The sequence below is a fragment of the Rhodobacter capsulatus SB 1003 genome (assembly GCF_000021865.1).
Taxonomy (GTDB): domain Bacteria; phylum Pseudomonadota; class Alphaproteobacteria; order Rhodobacterales; family Rhodobacteraceae; genus Rhodobacter; species Rhodobacter capsulatus_B.
Map to the genome: position 1 here is coordinate 1616658 of NC_014034.1, position 15259 is coordinate 1631916.

Annotated in this window: 14 protein-coding genes; 7 read left to right on the top strand and 7 right to left on the bottom strand. The window is 66.6% G+C overall.

The window, feature by feature from the left end:
- Positions 1-95 precede the first annotated feature (95 nt).
- A complete protein-coding gene (locus RCAP_RS07390) occupies positions 96-617 on the top strand; it encodes a hypothetical protein (protein ID WP_013067216.1) in 522 nt (173 codons plus the stop codon).
- 100 nt (positions 618-717) lie between these two features.
- Here RCAP_RS07390 and folE2 read toward each other — a convergent pair whose 3' ends face one another.
- Together folE2 and metZ are read right to left on the bottom strand one after the other, a co-directional pair.
- Positions 718-1809 carry a GTP cyclohydrolase FolE2 gene (gene folE2, locus RCAP_RS07395; protein ID WP_013067217.1) on the bottom strand — a complete coding sequence of 364 codons (1092 nt, stop codon included), beginning with the start codon at positions 1807-1809 and terminating at the stop codon, positions 718-720.
- A gap of 209 nt (positions 1810-2018) precedes the next feature.
- Positions 2019-3218 (bottom strand): O-succinylhomoserine sulfhydrylase, encoded by a 1200-nt coding sequence (metZ, locus tag RCAP_RS07400; RefSeq protein ID WP_013067218.1) that lies wholly within the window; start codon positions 3216-3218, stop codon positions 2019-2021.
- Between the two features lie 141 nt (positions 3219-3359).
- On the opposite strand from metZ, the gene RCAP_RS07405 reads away from it, so the two are divergent.
- Positions 3360-5240: an elongation factor G gene (locus RCAP_RS07405; RefSeq protein WP_013067219.1), complete on the top strand. Its 1881-nt coding sequence runs from the start codon at positions 3360-3362 to the stop codon at positions 5238-5240.
- A 61-nt stretch (positions 5241-5301) separates the two neighbouring features.
- Here the strand turns inward: RCAP_RS07405 and RCAP_RS07410 are convergent, their stop codons facing one another.
- Positions 5302-5796 carry a hypothetical protein gene (locus RCAP_RS07410; protein ID WP_013067220.1) on the bottom strand — a complete coding sequence of 165 codons (495 nt, stop codon included), beginning with the start codon at positions 5794-5796 and terminating at the stop codon, positions 5302-5304.
- Between the two features lie 156 nt (positions 5797-5952).
- Between RCAP_RS07410 and RCAP_RS07415 the strand changes: the two genes are divergently transcribed.
- Both RCAP_RS07415 and RCAP_RS07420 read left to right on the top strand, forming a co-directional pair.
- Positions 5953-6378 carry a SufE family protein gene (locus RCAP_RS07415; protein ID WP_013067221.1) on the top strand — a complete coding sequence of 142 codons (426 nt, stop codon included), beginning with the start codon at positions 5953-5955 and terminating at the stop codon, positions 6376-6378.
- An 87-nt stretch (positions 6379-6465) separates the two neighbouring features.
- The gene (locus tag RCAP_RS07420; RefSeq protein WP_013067222.1) at positions 6466-7233 is read left to right on the top strand and encodes a gamma-glutamyl-gamma-aminobutyrate hydrolase family protein; all 768 of its coding nucleotides are present in this window, start codon (positions 6466-6468) and stop codon (positions 7231-7233) included.
- 42 nt (positions 7234-7275) lie between these two features.
- Here RCAP_RS07420 and RCAP_RS07425 read toward each other — a convergent pair whose 3' ends face one another.
- Genes RCAP_RS07425 through glmU form a run of 3 tightly spaced genes read right to left on the bottom strand, consistent with a single transcriptional unit; the run spans position 7276 to position 11273 of the window.
- Positions 7276-8115, bottom strand: coding sequence for a DNA alkylation repair protein (locus RCAP_RS07425; RefSeq protein WP_013067223.1), 840 nt, complete (start codon positions 8113-8115; stop codon positions 7276-7278).
- The gene (gene glmS, locus RCAP_RS07430; RefSeq protein ID WP_013067224.1) at positions 8112-9926 is read right to left on the bottom strand and encodes a glutamine--fructose-6-phosphate transaminase (isomerizing); all 1815 of its coding nucleotides are present in this window, start codon (positions 9924-9926) and stop codon (positions 8112-8114) included. The genes RCAP_RS07425 and glmS overlap by 4 nt, the downstream gene beginning before the upstream one ends.
- Complete coding sequence (gene glmU / locus RCAP_RS07435; protein WP_013067225.1) at positions 9927-11273, bottom strand: bifunctional UDP-N-acetylglucosamine diphosphorylase/glucosamine-1-phosphate N-acetyltransferase GlmU; 1347 nt, start codon at positions 11271-11273, stop codon at positions 9927-9929. It lies immediately after the preceding gene.
- A 114-nt stretch (positions 11274-11387) separates the two neighbouring features.
- On the opposite strand from glmU, the gene RCAP_RS07440 reads away from it, so the two are divergent.
- The 3 genes from RCAP_RS07440 to RCAP_RS07450 are packed head-to-tail and all read left to right on the top strand — an operon-like array spanning position 11388 to position 14462.
- Positions 11388-12062 (top strand): HAD-IA family hydrolase, encoded by a 675-nt coding sequence (locus RCAP_RS07440; protein WP_013067226.1) that lies wholly within the window; start codon positions 11388-11390, stop codon positions 12060-12062.
- Positions 12055-13269, top strand: a complete 1215-nt coding sequence (locus tag RCAP_RS07445) for an MFS transporter (RefSeq protein WP_013067227.1) — start codon at positions 12055-12057, stop codon at positions 13267-13269. The genes RCAP_RS07440 and RCAP_RS07445 overlap by 8 nt, the downstream gene beginning before the upstream one ends.
- A complete protein-coding gene (locus tag RCAP_RS07450) occupies positions 13266-14462 on the top strand; it encodes a DegT/DnrJ/EryC1/StrS family aminotransferase (protein WP_013067228.1) in 1197 nt (398 codons plus the stop codon). The genes RCAP_RS07445 and RCAP_RS07450 overlap by 4 nt, the downstream gene beginning before the upstream one ends.
- Here RCAP_RS07450 and RCAP_RS07455 read toward each other — a convergent pair.
- Entirely contained in the window at positions 14453-15172 is a 720-nt protein-coding gene (locus RCAP_RS07455) for a hypothetical protein (protein WP_013067229.1), read from the bottom strand. The two genes, RCAP_RS07450 and RCAP_RS07455, sit on opposite strands and share 10 nt — an antisense overlap.
- Between the last annotated feature and the right edge of the window lie 87 nt (positions 15173-15259).

Consider the following 15259-nt stretch of genomic DNA (forward strand, 5'->3'; position numbering starts at 1 on the left):
AGTCCGTTCGACTTTTGTTCGCTTTGGCCGTGTTGATTTTGTTCCGAAAGTCGTGCAACCATAGGTAGAGCACCGGGTATTCTGGAGGAGGCGAGATGATGCTGACGAACTCCGCCGCGAAGTTTTCCTTTCTGCTCCGTCGGGCCGATGCGCTTGCGTGGGAGCATCTTCCGAACCGGATGAACGGGTTTCAGCGGTTTCTGTTGATGACCTGGTTGATCTCTGCGGCGTTCTGGCCGCTGGTGCTGCCTCTGGGCGGGCCTGCGTCATCGGGGGCGGCATTGCTGGAGGTGCTGGCGTTTTTTCTTTTGCATCTGGGACTTGCGGTTGTCGTGCTGGCGGTTTGGGCGCGGTTGCGGGCAAAGCGGCGCATCCCGGTGCCGGTCGAGGCGCAGCTGGAAGATCTTGGGGAAAGTCTGGTCTGGACGATGGGCAGGCGCCCCCCGCGCCTGCTTGCGCCCGAGGCGATCCGTCAGGTGCGTCTGGGGCCGGACCATGTCTTCGTGGAAGCGCCACCAGAGCTGATCATCATCCCGAGGCCCGTCTTCGGGACGGCGCAGGCTGCGGAAGCCTTTGTGATGCGATGGGAAAAGCGTCGCAGCATGTGTTTCCTGTAAAAGAAACCCCCCGGGCGATCCCCTGCGGCAAACCCGATGCCGATGGGATCCCCCGGGGGGCGCGGGTCACGCGAAGGGAGGGGGCGCCCTCCGCAACGCGTCACCCGGCATGCACAAGCGATGCGAACAGTTTCGGATCAAGGCTCGCGCTGGCGAAAGTGGGGCCTTCGGTCAGCACCGCCACCGCATCGTGGCTGTGCAGGCTTTCCTGATGGCTGGCGATGACGCGGAAATCGCCCACCCGCGGCTCGGCCATCAGCCCCGCCGCGAAAGAGCGCACCGCATCTTCGACAAAGATCGGATTGGCGGCGTTCAGTTCCGCAAAGGCCTGTTCGTCCTCGCGCTTCACCATCACCTGGGTTTCCGTCGGCACATTCGCCCGGGCAATCTCGATCAGGTCTTCGAACCACAGCGTCTTGCCCGGCTCGATCACCGCCGAAATCCGCGCCACCGAACGCTGCGAATGCGGCGTTGCCAGACGGCCGCGGCGGATGCGGGCATCTTCCGACAGCTCCAGCGAGCAGGGGCAGGTCGAGGAATAGACGTAGTCGAGATGCACGATCTTGGTGCGCACCCCCGCCTGTTCCACCAGCTCCAGCGCGATATCGTAATATTGCCAGCCGCGCAGACCCGAGCGCAGGCTCTCCACCTGCAGGGGCAGCGAGAAGCGCATCATCAGCCGCGCGTCGAAGCTTTCCAGATGGTCGATATAATCATCCAGCGCCGCCGCCATCACCTCGAAGGAAAATTCGCTTTCCGAATGGGCATAGAAGCTGCGCAGGATGCGCGACATGTTGATGCCCTTCTTCTCGGCCTCAAGGCTGACGGTGCCGGTGACCGAGGTTTCGAGCATCACATCGCCGCCGTCGCGCAGCTTGTAGCGGATCGGCAGGCGGAAGTTCGAGATGCCGACATGCTCGATCCGGGTTTTCGCGCCGCGGATCAGCGAGGCGGGACCGTTCTGCAGATCGGGCATCGCGGCCTTGTAGGCGTCATCGGGGCGGAATTCGGCGTCATAGACGCGGGCCAGCTCCGGATAGGGGCCGGGCACCGGGGTGAAAAGTCGGGCAATCGCCGGATCAAGCGCCGCCACCTCGGCCGGGTGCGCCTGAGCCACAAAGGCCCGCAGCAGCTCAAGCGCGGCCTTGGCTTCCGCCGTGTCGGGCGTGTCGATGCGTCCGTGGATATTCATGGCGTCTCCCTTTCGCCTGTCGCGCAAGTTTCGATATGGGAGTGAGACGCGGAAAGTCCAACCGAAGTTGCACAAGAAACGACGAAAGAGCCCCGGAAATCGTCGGACCGGCAATTTGTGCCGGGCAAGCACGGAAAAAAGAGGAAAGGCGTTCTGTTTCCCCGCTTCCGAGACCCCCGCAATTTCAGAGCCTTGCGCCGGGGCGGGGCTCAGCCCGCCTCGCCGCATTCGCCCAAAGCGACTTCCAGCGCCGAGCGGATATCCTCCACCAGATCGGCCGTATCCTCGATGCCGAAGGAAATCCGCACCAGCCCGGGGGTGATGCCGATCAATGCCCGGTCTTCATCGGTCAGGTTCTTGTGCGTCGTCGTTGCCGGATGCGTGGCAATCGATTTCGCATCGCCGAGGTTGTTCGAGATCGACACCACATCCAGCGCATCCAGGAAGCGGAAGGCCACCTCCTTGCCGCCTTCGAAATCGATCCCCAGCATCGTGCCGCCCGCGCCCATCTGCGCCATCGCCAGCGCGTGCTGCGGATGGCTGGGCAGGCCCGGATAGATCACCCGGTTCACATGCGGATGGCCGTCGATCGCTTCGGCGACGGCCTTGGCCGAGGCCGCCTGTGCCCGCACCCGCAGATCCAGCGTCTGCAGGCCATTGAGCAAGAGCCAGGCATGAAACGGGCTCATCGCGCCGCCGGTGTGCTTGACATAGGTTTCCAGCGGGCCGCGGATGAAGTCGCGCGTGCCGCAGACGACCCCGCCCAGCACCCGGCCGCCGCCGTCGATGTGTTTCGTCGCCGAATAGACGATGACATCGGCGCCAAGGTCCACGGCGCGCGAAAAGATCGGGCTGGCAAAGGCGTTGTCGACGACGACGAGGGCGCCGACCGCATGGGCGATCTCGGAGACGCCCTTGATGTCGATCACCTCAAGCCCCGGATTGGACACGCTTTCAAAGAAGCAGATCTTCGTGGTCGCCTTGACCGCCCCGCGCCAGTTTTCAAGATCGGCACCGTCGATCAGCGTCACCTCGACCCCGAAACCCGCCAGCACCTTGAGCACATGCAGGCAGGACCCGAACATCTGCCGCGCCGCCACCACATGATCGCCGGTCTTCAGACCGCAGCTCAGCGCGCCGTTGATCGCCGCCATGCCCGAGGCGCAGGCAAAGGCATCCTCGGTCCCCTCGATCGCGGCCATCCGGTCTTCGAACATCCGCGTCGTCGGGTTGCCGTAGCGGGCATAGATGAATTCATCCTCACCGGCCTCGATGAAGCGGGCCTCGGCGGCCCCGGCCGAGGGGTAGATGAACCCCTGCGTCAGAAACAGCGCTTCGGCCATTTCGCCGAACTGGCTGCGCCGGATCCCCTCGTGGACCAGTTTCGTGCGTGTGCGCCACTCGCTCATCGTCGTCTCCCCGGGATCGTGCGGAATTTCTTCGGATAAGCCGCTGTTTGGCATGGGTCAAGGCCGGGACCCGTTCAAACCTTTAAGAGAATCACATGCGCCCGGAAAATGACCAGCGCAACAGACCCGAGGAGGTGCCCAATGAAAGTCGTATCCATCGTAGGCCCATCGCAGGCCGGCAAGACCACGCTTGCCGAGGCGCTGGCCACGCTCGAAGGGGCCAAACCGCGCAAACATGTGCTTTTCGGCGAGACCGCCGTAACGCGCTTCGCTTTCATGGGGGAAGACTGGGCGCTGCTGGAGGCGCCCGGGGGCGCCGACCATCTGCCGCAGCTGGGTCCGATGCTGGCCGCCTCGGATGCCGTCGTTTTGTGCGTTCCCGCCGAGACCGAGGCCGCGGTGCTCTGCGCGCCCTATCTGCGGCTGGTCGAGGCCGCGGCCCTGCCGACCTTCATCTTCATCAACAAGATCGACATCGCGCAGGACCGCACCAGTGAAATCGTGGCGGCGTTGCAGGCCTTTTGCCCGCATGGAATCGTGCTGCGGCAGATCCCGATCCGCAAGGACGGCCATGTGATCGGCGCGGTCGATCTGATTTCCGAACGCGCCTGGGAATATCACGATCACGCCCGGTCGTCGCTGATGGAACTGCCCGAGAGCATCCGCGACCGCGAGGCCGAGGCGCGGGCGGAACTGCTCGAACATCTGGCCGATTTCGACGAGGCGCTTTTGACCGAACTGATCGAGGATCAGGCCCCGATGACCGACGAGGTCTATGAGGTCTCGACCAAGGTGCTGCAACACCACGATCTTCTGCCCGCGCTGCTGGGCTCGGCCAGCCATGGCAACGGCATGATGCGGCTGATGAAAAGCCTGCGCCATGAAGTGCCGGACGTGGCCGAGACGCGCGCACGCATCGGCGCGCTGGCGGTGGGGGCGCTCGCTGATACGGTCAAGCATCTGGGCAAGACGGTGCTGATCCGCGCGCTGGCCGAGGGGGTCGCGCCCGGGGCGAAGCTTTGCGGCGCGGCCGTGGGCTCGATTGTCGATGTCGATGGCAAGACCCAGTTGGGGGCGCTGAAGCCGGGCGAGATCGGGCTGACGGTGAAGACCGATCACCTGAGCCTGAGCGGGCCGCTTTACACCGCCGAAGGCATCGTGCCGAACCCGGACTGGATGGCGGCGCATGCGGCGAACCACCGGCTGATCCTGGAACCGGAAAACGAGCGCGACGAGACCCGGCTGGCGGCGGCGCTGCCGAAGCTTCTGGAAATCGACCCCGGGCTGAGCCTTGGCACCGATCCGGCGACGGGCAAGACCGTGCTGGGCACGCAGGGCCCGCTGCATCTGCGCCGGGTGCTGGAAAAGCTCGAGGCGGATTTCGGGCTGAAACTGGCCACGGCGCCCCTGGTCGCGGCGCTTTGCGAAACCATCACCGGCACGGCGCAAAAGCAATACCGGCACCGCAAGCAATCGGGCGGCGCGGGGCAGTTTGCCGATGTGGTGATCGAGGTCAGCCCGCTCGGCCGTGGCGAGGGCTTCCGCTTCACCGAAACGGTCAAGGGCGGCGCGGTGCCGCGCAATTACATCCCCTCGGTCGAGGCGGGCGCGCGCGAGGCTTTGGCGGCGGGGCCGAAGGGCCATCCGGTCGTTGATCTGGCGGTGAACCTGTCCGACGGCAAGCATCACGCGGTCGACAGTTCCGACCACGCCTTCCGCACCGCGGGCAAGATGGCGCTGCGCGAGGCGATGGCGGAAATCGGCACCGTCGTTTTGCAGCCGGTCAGCAAGGTGGTGATTTCGGTGCCCTCGACCTATGCGGGCGGGCTTTCGCCGCTGGTTTCGGGGCTCAAGGGGCAGGTGCTGGGCTTTTCGGCCGATCCGGCGGCGAAGGGCTGGGATCTGTTCGAGGCGCTGATGCCGGCCGCGTCCTTGCCCGAGCTCTTCCAGTCGCTTGGCGGCGCCACCCGCGGCACGGCCAGTTTCGCTGCCACGCTCGATCACTACGAAGAGCAGTATTGAGCACCTGACCCGAACGAAAAGGGCGGTCCCCCGGGACCGCCCCTTGCGATTTCCGCCCCGGTCAGCGGCTGATCGAGCGCTGCGTCTCGGCGCCGATCACCACGACTTTCGTCACCTCGGCCAGCAGGACATTGTTGATGAAGGCGGCCGCCGTCACCTCGCGCGATTGCGGGGTGCTGATGCGGTTCGCCGCCGGGCTGCCCGGATCGGGCCAGGCGACGACGAAGCGATAGGTCATCACGCCCTCGACCGGCTTGCCGTCGTTTTCCGCCAGAAGCTTCGCCCCCCACCAGCCCTGCGTCGGCGTCAGGCCGGTGGCGGCCACGATCGCGCCGCCCTGGGTCTGTTTCACCTCGAGCGCGGTGACCTGGGCGATCAGCTCGCGCGGGTCTTCCTTGACGTCCGGGTAGCCTTCCTTCGGCGCAAGCGTCATCACCTCTTCATGCGTGAACCAGTTCCACGGGTTCAGCTTCGTCTTGCCGATGCCGCAGCCCGAAAGCGCCAGCGCAAGGGCAAGCGACAGGGCAACGGGGGCAGGGCGGGCACGCAGCAACATGGGGCACCTCGGAAGGCTTGGATCGGTCCTGCCTTGGGTAGCCGATCCGGCCCGGTTTGAAAAGCGGCGTTTGGCCCGGCGCTTGCGCGCACCGCCGCGCGCCTCTTGCCGCGCCGCCGCATGAAGGCTACGCAAGGGAAAACGCAGGAGTTTCCCATGGCCAGCCCCGCCTTTGAAGAGATCGCCGAAACCTTCGACTTCCTCGACGATTGGGAGGATCGCTACCGCCATGTGATCGAACTGGGCAAGGCGCTGCCCGCGCTGGATGACGCGCTGAAAGTGCCCGCGACCAAGGTCGAGGGCTGCGCCAGCCAAGTCTGGCTGATGCCGCGGATTTCGGGCACGGGGCCGGGGGCGGTCTTCGATTTCGAGGGCGCCTCCGATGCGATGATCGTGCAGGGGCTGATCGCGCTTTTGCATGCGCTTTACGCCGGTCTGACCGTGGCCGAGGTGGGCGCGGTCGATGCGAAAGCCGAGATGGGGCGGCTGGGCCTGAACGAGCATCTGTCCAGCCAGCGCTCGAACGGGCTGGCCGCGATGGTCGAGCGCATCCGCAAGCTGGCCGCCGAAGCCGCCGCCTGACCCTGCAGCTTTGCACAGATCCTGCGCGGGCTTCCCCCCTTTGCGCAAAGCCGTGACTTTGCTACGGTTTCGCGAAAGGAGCGTGACATGGACAAGAGCGGACATCGCCCGGTGGTGGGGGTCATCGGCAATCGCGGGCTGATCAACGACCGCTATCCGATCCACGAGGGCGGGCAGATGAATTCCTGTGCCGTGGCCAATGTCGCGGGCTGTCTGCCGCTGCTGATCCCGGCGGATCCGGAGATGGTCTCGGTCGCCGAGCTGATGCGGGTCTGCGACGGGTTTTTGCTGACCGGCGGGCGGCCGAACATCCATCCGTCGGAATATGGCCACGAGGAAACCGACAAGCACGGCAGTTTTGACCGCGCCCGCGATGCGATCACGCTGCCCTTGGTGCGGGCCTGCGTGGCGGCGGGGCAGCCGTTTTTCGGCATCTGCCGCGGCTTTCAGGAGGTCAACGTGGCGATGGGCGGCACGCTGCACCCCGAAATCCGCGACTTGCCGGGGCGGATGAACCACCGCATGCCGCCCGAGGGCACGCTGGAAGAGGCTTTCGCGCTGCGCCACCGGGTCATGCTGACCCCCGGCGGGCGCTTTGCGCGGCTCTTCGGGTGCACCGAGGTGATGACCAACACCCTGCACGGGCAGGGCATTTTCGAACCGGGCCCGCGCATCGTGATCGAGGGCCGGGCCGAGGATGGCACGCCCGAGGCGATCTATGTGCAGGACGCGCCGGGGTTCACGCTCGCGGTGCAATGGCATCCGGAATGGAATGCGGCCAATGATCCGGTCTCGCGGCCGTTGTTTCAGGCCTTTGGCGCTGCGGTGCGGGATTTTGCCGCCGCGCGCCGGTGACGGGCGGCGCAAGGGCGTATTTGGGCCAAGAAAAAACACCCGTCATTTCAGGTATTTCGAGGCTTCCTTGCGGGCAAAGGGCTTGAGCGTGGCGCCATGCTCGGCCAGCCATTGGCGCACGGCTTCGGCATCGTGTTTCGACAGCTCGCGCAGCCACCAGGCGATGGCTTTCTGGATGAACCAGTCGCGATCCGGGGCGAGGCGGAGGCACCAGCCCAGCACGCGGGCGCGCGCGGCACGTTCGGTGGCGTCGGGGTGGTTCGATTTCGTGAAGGGCAGGGTGATGACCAAAGCGGCGCGGCGGGTCCAGATGTTTTCCGCGTCGAGCCAGGTCTCGATCTCGTCAAGCCGTTCGGGCGCGCCCGCCAGCCGCCGCCCGCCCGCATTGCAGGCGTGATCGGCAATCGCCCAGGCGTCGAAGCCGGGCACCCAAGCGGCGATGGTGCGCCAGACCGCGTCATCGGGGCGGATGCGCGCCTGGGTCAGCAGTTTCGCCGCCGCGATCTTCGCCTCGTGGATGTCGCTGTGCCAGAGCCCGTCGGCCAGCGCGATGCGGTCGTCCAGCGTCGCCTGCGCCCGCCAGAGCCGCGCCATATCCTCGATCAAGGGCACCGGCACGCCCAGATAGCGCCGGTCCACCTTGTGATAAGCCGCGGCCCCCAAAGCCTTTTCCGCATCGCCACAGGCTTCGAGCGCGGCGATCGCCTCGGCCAGCGTCGGCGGCGGGCCAAGGTCGTCCTTCCCGGTCGCTTCCTCGTATTGGGTGTAATCGGCGTCCGAGGCGGCATAGGCCGCGGCCTCGGCGGCAAGTGCCGCTTCTTCCTCGGTCAGGGGCCGGTCTTCGGCGACGATCACCCGGGATCCGCGCTTGCGTCCCATCATTCCACCGTCACGGATTTCGCCAGATTGCGCGGCTGATCGACATCGGTCCCCTTGGCGATGGCGGTGTGATAGGCCAGAAGCTGCGCGGGCAGGGCGTACAGGATCGGCGCGAAGGGCTCGGCCACTTCGGGCAGGCGCAGGCTGGCCCAGGTGCCCTCGGCCGCGGTCGCAATCCCCTTGCCGTCGGTGATCAGAAGCACCTTGCCATGCCGCGCCATCACCTCCTGCATGTTCGAGACGGTCTTGTCGAACAGCCGGTCATGTGGCGCCAGAACGATCACCGGCACCATCCGGTCAATCAGCGCGATCGGCCCGTGCTTGAGCTCGCCCGAGGCATAGCCCTCGGCGTGGATGTAGCTGATTTCCTTGAGCTTCAAGGCCCCTTCCAGCGCCAGCGGATACATCGGGCCGCGGCCAAGGAAAAGGATGTCCTGCGCCTCGGCCAGCTGCCCCGCCAGTTTCGCGATCTCGTCGGAGGTGGAGAGCGCCGCATTCATCAGCCCGGGCAGCGCGCGCAGCGTCTCCAGATGGCCCGCCAGCTGATCGGGGCTCAGATGGCCGCGGTCGATCCCCGCCTTCAGCGCCATCACGGCGAGGGCGAGCAGCTGACAGGTAAAAGCCTTGGTCGAGGCGACGCCCACTTCCACCCCCGCCAGGATCGGCAGCGCCAGATCGGCCTCGCGCGCGATGGACGAGGTGGGCACGTTCACCACGGCGATGGTTTTTTGAACCTTTTCCGTGCAGTAGCGCAGGGCGGCCAAGGTATCGGCGGTTTCGCCCGACTGGCTGACGAAGACCGCGTAGCTTTTCGCGGGCAGCGGCGGCTCGCGGTAGCGGAATTCCGAGGCGACATCGATTTCGCAGGGCAGGCCCGCCAGTTGCTCGAACCAGTATTTCGCCACCGAACAGGCATAAAAGGCCGTGCCGCAGGCCACCAGCGTCAGCCGCTCAAGGCCGGAAAAATCCAGCTCGGCCGGAAGGTTGACGCCCTCGGGCCGGAGGTAATGGCGAAGCGCGTCGCCCAGAACCACCGGCTGTTCGGCGATTTCCTTGGCCATGAAATGCTTGTAGCCCGCCTTTTCGACCCGGGTGGAGGACAGGTCGATCCGGGTCTCGTCCCGGTTCGCCCGCCGCCCCCCGGCGTCGAAGATCTCGACCCCGGCGCGGCTGACAAAGGCGTAATCGCCCTCGGCCAGATAGGTGATGCGGTCGGTGAAGGGCGAGAGCGCGATCGCATCCGAGCCGACGAACATCTCGCCCTCGCCGTGCCCGATGGCGAGCGGCGAGCCCTTGCGGGCGGCGATCATCAGATCGTCCTCGCCCTCGAAAAGCCACAACAGCGCAAAGGCGCCCTCGAGCTTTTGCAGCGTCGCCACCGCGGCCTCGCGCACCGACAGGCCGCGGTCGATGAAAAGCCGGGTCATCAGCGCCACGGTCTCGGTGTCGGTCTGGGTTTCGGGGGCGATCCCGGCCCTGGCCAGTTCGGCGCGCAGCTCGCGGAAATTCTCGATGATGCCGTTATGCACCACCGCCACCGGCCCCGAGCGATGCGGATGCGCATTGACCGTGGTCGCCGCGCCATGCGTCGCCCAGCGGGTGTGACCGATGCCCGCCTTGCCCGCGAGCGGTTCATGCACGAGCAGATCCGACAGGTTGACAAGCTTGCCCACGGCGCGGCGCCGATCCAGCCGGCCTTCGTTCACCGTGGCGATCCCCGCCGAGTCATAGCCGCGATATTCCAGCCGCTTGAGGCTTTCAACCAGCAGCGGCGCAACCTCGTGATTGCCCAGAACGCCAATGATCCCGCACATTTACGCGCCTTTCTTCTGCGCGGCCTTTTTCGCGCGCAGCATCTCGAACAGTTTCACCGCCAGTCCCGGTTTCACCACCTGCTTCGCCCGTCCCAAGGCGACGGCGCCCGGCGGCACGTCCTCGGTGATCGTCGAGCCAGAGCCCGTCAGCGCGCCATCGCCCACCGTCACCGGCGCCACCAGCATCGTATCCGAGCCGATGAAGACATTCGCGCCAATCGTCGTGCGGTGCTTGAACACGCCGTCATAATTGCAGGTGATCGTGCCCGCGCCGATATTGGTGAATTCGCCCACGTCGGCATCGCCCAGATAGGTCAGATGCCCGGCCTTGACGCCCTCGCCGAGGATCGAATTCTTCACCTCGACGAAATTGCCGATATGCACATCCTCGGCCAGTTCCGTCCCGCCGCGCAGCCGCGCAAAGGGCCCGACAGAGGCCCCGCGCGAGATGTGGCAATCTTCCAGATGACAGAAAGCCTCGATCGTGGCCCCGCTTTCGATCGTCACATCGGGGCCGAAAACCACGTTCGGCCCCAGCACCACATCGCGGCCGATGCAGGTGTTCAGCGCGAAATAGACGGTGGACGGGTCCACCATCGTCACGCCGTTGTCCAGCGCCTCGGCGCGGGCGCGGGCCTGAAAGGCGGCCTCGGCGGCGGCCAGTTCCGCGCGGGTGTTGATGCCCAGCGTCTCGGCCTCGTCGCAGCGCACCACCTCGGCCAGATGGCCTTTGGCGCGGGCAAGGCCCACGATGTCGGTCAGGTAATATTCCCCGGCCGCATTGTCATTGGAAAGTTCGCGCACAAGGGCCGCCAAAAGCCCGGCATCGCAGCAGATCACCCCGGAATTGCAAAGGGTTATCGCGCGTTCTTCCGCCGTCGCATCCTTGTATTCGACGATCCTTTCCAGCCGGTCGCCGGTCGCGATCAGCCGCCCGTAGCGGCCCGGATCGGCGGCCTCGAACCCCAGAACGACGACATCGGCGGGGTTTTCGACCAGCCGCTCCAGCGTCTCGGGCGCGATGAAGGGGGTGTCGCCGTAAAGCACGACCACCTTGCCCTCGAAGGTGGCCAGCTGCAGCAGCGCCTGCGCCACCGCGTGGCCGGTGCCCAGCTGCTCGGCCTGCAGCGCGATCTCGGCCTCGGGTTCGATCTTGCGCGCGGCCTTTTCGACCAGATCGGCGCCGTGACCGACAACGACCACCACCCGCTCGGGATCAAGCCTGCGACCCGCCGCCAGCGCATGCGCCAGAAGCGGCGCACCGGCCAGACGGTGCAGCACCTTCGGCAGGTCGGAATTCATCCGGGTTCCCTGCCCGGCGGCAAGGACGATAAGGGCAATGGCCATGAGAACGCCTTTTCTTCTGCTCTCGCCTGTTTTACCGATACCCTATCTCGCCGCAAGGGGGCGAGGATCACGCAATCTTTCGCGGGCGTAACAGTATCTTTCGGGGGCGCGACAATGGGCACGGTGGTTTTCGATCTGGACGGCACGCTCGCCGACACCTCGGCCGATCTGATCGCGGCGGCAAATGCCTGTTTCGACGCGCGCGGTCTGGAGCCGGTCCTGGACCCGGTGGCGGATGCGCTGACCGCCTTTCAGGGCGGGCGGGCGATGCTGGCGCTTGGCCATGCGCGGCTGGGCACGCCCGATCCCGGCCCGCTGGTGGCCGAGGATTACTTTCGCCTGCTTCTGCATTACGGCGAGAATATCTGCGTGCACACAAGGCTTTATCCGGGGGCCGCGGGGGCGGTGGCGATGCTGCGCGCGGCCGGGTATCGCACCGCGATCTGCACCAACAAGCCCGAGGCGCTGGCGGTGCAGTTGCTCGACACCCTGGGGGTCGCGTCGCTTTTCGATGCGCTCGTCGGCGCCGACACGCTGCCCACCCGCAAGCCCGATCCCGCGCCCTATCACGCCGCGGTGACGCGGGCGGGGGGCACCGTCACGCGGTCGCTTCTGGTGGGCGACACCGTGACCGACCGGGAAACGGCGCGCGCCGCAGGCGTGCCCTGTCTGCTTGTCGCCTTCGGTCCCGAGGGCCGGGCGATCGAACGGCTGGCGCCCGAGGCGATGCTGGAGAGTTTCGCCGATCTGCCCTTGCGGGTGGCGCAATTCCTGCCGCGCCATGGCTGAGCCGCTGAAAAACCCCCGCCGCGCGACGGTCTTCATCCTGATCGTGGTCTTTTTCGACATGGCCGGGCTTGGGTTGATCCTGCCGGTCCTGCCGCGGCTGATCGAGGAAGTGGGCGGGCTGCAGCTGCAGGATGCGGCGCAGGTGGGGGGCTGGCTTTATGCGGTCTATTCGCTGGCGCTGTTCCTGACGGCGCCGCTTCTGGGGGCGCTCTCCGACCGTTTCGGACGGCGGCCGCTGCTGCTTGTGTCGCTGGCGGGGCTGTGCGTCGATTATGTGCTTTGCGCGCTGGCGCCCTCGCTTTTGTGGCTGTTCCTTGCGCGGATCGTGGCGGGGATCTGCGGCGCGACGCAGGGGATCGCCAATGCCTATGTCGCCGATTTCACCGCGCCCGAGGATCGCGCCCGCGCCTTTGGCTGGCTGGGCGCGGCTTTGGGGCTTGGCTTCGTGCTGGGGCCAGCCTTGGGCGGGTTGCTTGGCGCCTTTGGGCCGCGGGTGCCGTTCTGGGCTGCCGCGGCGCTGGCCGCGCTCAATTTGCTCTGGGGGCTTCGGGCCTTGCCGGAAACCCTTGCGCCGGAAAACCGCCGTGCCGTGGTTTGGCGCGAGGCGAACCCGTTCGGCATCCTGACCGTCTTTCGCCGTCACAAGGGGGTGCTGCCGCTTGTCGCGATCTATGCGCTCTATTTCTTCGCCTCGGCGGTCTATCCGGCGGTCTGGTCCTATTGGGGGATCGCGAAATTCGGCTGGTCCGAGGTCACGATCGGCGTTTCCCTCGCCGCTTTCGGCATCGTCTGGGCGCTGTTTCAGGGGCTTTTCACCGGCCCCGTGGTGGCGCGCATCGGCGAGCGGCGGGCGGCGCTTCTGGGCCTTGCCATCGCCGGTCTGGCGGCGGCGGGCTATGGCCTTGTGCCCGGGATCGTCGGTGTCGTCGTGCTGTTGATCTTCCACGGTCCCGAGGGCTTCGCGCAACCGGCGCTGACGGCGATGATGTCGGCGCGGGTGCCCGAAAGCGAACAGGGCGCGCTGCAGGGCGGGCTGGGTGCGGTCACCAACCTGATGATGCTGGCGGGGACGCTGTTCTTTGCCCAGGTCTTCGGCTATTTCCTTTCGGATGCGGCGCCGGTGCAAAGCCCCGATGCCGCCTATTTCGCCGCGGCGGCGCTGTTGGCGGTGCCCTTCGTGATGCTGTTGCGCAGGAAAGAGACATGACGGACACGGTCTTCACCGGCAATTTCACCCAGCAGGAACCGATCGACGAGGCCGCCATCGCCGCCGCCGTCGCCGTGCTGCGCTCGGGGCGGTTGCATCGCTACAATGTCGCGCCCGGCGAGATCGGCGAAACCGCGGCGCTCGAGGTCGCGTTTGCCGCCTTCACCGGGGCGAAATATTGCCTCGCCGTCGCCTCGGGCGGCTATGCGATGGGCTGCGCTTTGCGCGCCGCGGGGGTTGGCCCGGGGGACCGGGTGCTGACGAATGCCTTCACGCTCGCGCCGGTGCCGGGGGCGATTGCCGCGCTCGGCGCCGCGCCGGTCTTCGTGGAAACCACCGAGGATCTGGTGATCGACCTTGAAGACCTTGATCTGAAAGCGAAAACCGCGGGCGCCCGAGTGCTTTTGCTCTCCCACATGCGCGGCCATATCTGCGACATGGATCGGCTGATGGAGATTGCCACCGCCGCCGGGCTTCTGGTGATCGAGGATTGCGCCCATACGATGGGGGCCAGCTGGCGCGGCGTGCCCTCGGGGCGGCATGGGGCGGTGGGCTGCTATTCGACGCAGACCTACAAGCACATGAATTCGGGCGAGGGCGGGCTGATCGTCTCGGACGATCCCGTTTTGATGGCAAAAATGATCCTGCTGTCCGGGTCTTACATGCTTTATTCCCGCCATGCCGCCGCCCCCCCGCCCGAGGTGTTCGAGGGGCTGAAATACGACACGCCCAATGTCTCGGGGCGGATGGACAATCTGCGCGCCGCGATCTTGCGGCCGCAGATCCCGGTGCTGCCGGACCGGATCGGGCGCTGGAACGCGCTTTACCGGGCGCTGGAGGCGGGGCTTTCTGCCACGCCGGGGCTGCGGCTGATCGAGCGGCCCCAGGCCGAGGCCTTTGTCGGCTCGTCCTTCCAGTTCCTTTTGCCCGGCTGGTCGGGCGATCGCATCCTGTCCCTTGTCAAGACTTGCGCTGCGCGGGGGGTGGAGCTGAAATGGTTCGGGGCAGAGGAACCCGTCGCCTTCACCTCGCGCCATCAAAGCTGGCGCTTTGCCCCCGCGCAGGCGCTGCCGCGCACCGATGCGGTGCTGGCCGGGCTGCTCGATCTGCGGCTGCCGCTCACCTTCTGCGAGGCCGATGCGGCGCTGATTGCCCGTATTGTCGATGACGAGGTGCGCGGGCTTCAGCGCTGATCGCCCAGAAGCCTTTCCTGCCAGGCGGCATTGTTGATCGGCGCCTCGGCCAGGGCGAATTCGAAACTGGCGAAAGCGCAGGGCAGGCGCAGCGTGATATCGGCCAGCACCAGCCGCTCGGTGCCGAAATCATGCGTCTCGACCTCTTCGCTCAGCAGCACCACGGAAATGTCGGGGCGGCCAAGCCGCAGCCGCATCAGCGGTTCCGTCATCTCCGAGATCCCGCCCAGCGTGTCGAGATCGACCAGCAGCAGCGCGCCCTGCGGCGCCGACCAGACCGGCGCGGTCGCGTGCAGCGCGCCGATGCGGCGGAACGGCAGGCCGTGATCGGCAAGCCAGTCGAGGCAGGTCAGACCCGCGCCGCTGCGATGCGACAGCACATAGACGACCGAGACCGCCTCCTCGTCGAGACCGTAAAAGCGGGCGGCTGCGGGGGCGATGGCGACCGGCGCCGGGGCGCCCCCCCGCAGGCTGGCAGTGGGGGTGATCGCGGGCGTTGCTGCGGCGTGGCGACCGATGCGCCGAAGGCCGATGCCGGGGGCGTCGGTTCCGGGCAGCTGATCGGCGGCGGCGATCACCGCGGCGGGCCATCCCGGGGCGGTCGGCGCGGGGCTCAGCGCGGCGCGCAGCCGCATCAGGATCCGGCCAAGCCAGGGCCCGAAAACCGCCGTCGTCGCGACGGGGTGCGAGGATGTATGCGTCCAGACCATGCGGCCCTCCCAGTGCTTAACCTGAGTGAAAGGTTAATTGCCGTTAGGGAATCCGGGCAATGTGTCGGAGGGATGACAGCGCGCGCG

Coding starts and splice junctions, on each gene's coding strand:
- RCAP_RS07415 (WP_013067221.1), top strand. CDS start 5,953: ATGGCCAGCCCCGCCTTTGAAGAGATCGCCGAAACCTTCGACTTCCTC.
- glmS (WP_013067224.1), bottom strand. CDS start 9,926: ATGTGCGGGATCATTGGCGTTCTGGGCAATCACGAGGTTGCGCCGCTG.
- RCAP_RS07455 (WP_013067229.1), bottom strand. CDS start 15,172: ATGGTCTGGACGCATACATCCTCGCACCCCGTCGCGACGACGGCGGTT.
- metZ (WP_013067218.1), bottom strand. CDS start 3,218: ATGAGCGAGTGGCGCACACGCACGAAACTGGTCCACGAGGGGATCCGG.
- RCAP_RS07390 (WP_013067216.1), top strand. CDS start 96: ATGATGCTGACGAACTCCGCCGCGAAGTTTTCCTTTCTGCTCCGTCGG.
- RCAP_RS07420 (WP_013067222.1), top strand. CDS start 6,466: ATGGACAAGAGCGGACATCGCCCGGTGGTGGGGGTCATCGGCAATCGC.
- RCAP_RS07445 (WP_013067227.1), top strand. CDS start 12,055: ATGGCTGAGCCGCTGAAAAACCCCCGCCGCGCGACGGTCTTCATCCTG.
- RCAP_RS07440 (WP_013067226.1), top strand. CDS start 11,388: ATGGGCACGGTGGTTTTCGATCTGGACGGCACGCTCGCCGACACCTCG.
- RCAP_RS07425 (WP_013067223.1), bottom strand. CDS start 8,115: ATGATGGGACGCAAGCGCGGATCCCGGGTGATCGTCGCCGAAGACCGG.
- RCAP_RS07405 (WP_013067219.1), top strand. CDS start 3,360: ATGAAAGTCGTATCCATCGTAGGCCCATCGCAGGCCGGCAAGACCACG.
- folE2 (WP_013067217.1), bottom strand. CDS start 1,809: ATGAATATCCACGGACGCATCGACACGCCCGACACGGCGGAAGCCAAG.
- glmU (WP_013067225.1), bottom strand. CDS start 11,273: ATGGCCATTGCCCTTATCGTCCTTGCCGCCGGGCAGGGAACCCGGATG.
- RCAP_RS07410 (WP_013067220.1), bottom strand. CDS start 5,796: ATGTTGCTGCGTGCCCGCCCTGCCCCCGTTGCCCTGTCGCTTGCCCTT.
- RCAP_RS07450 (WP_013067228.1), top strand. CDS start 13,266: ATGACGGACACGGTCTTCACCGGCAATTTCACCCAGCAGGAACCGATC.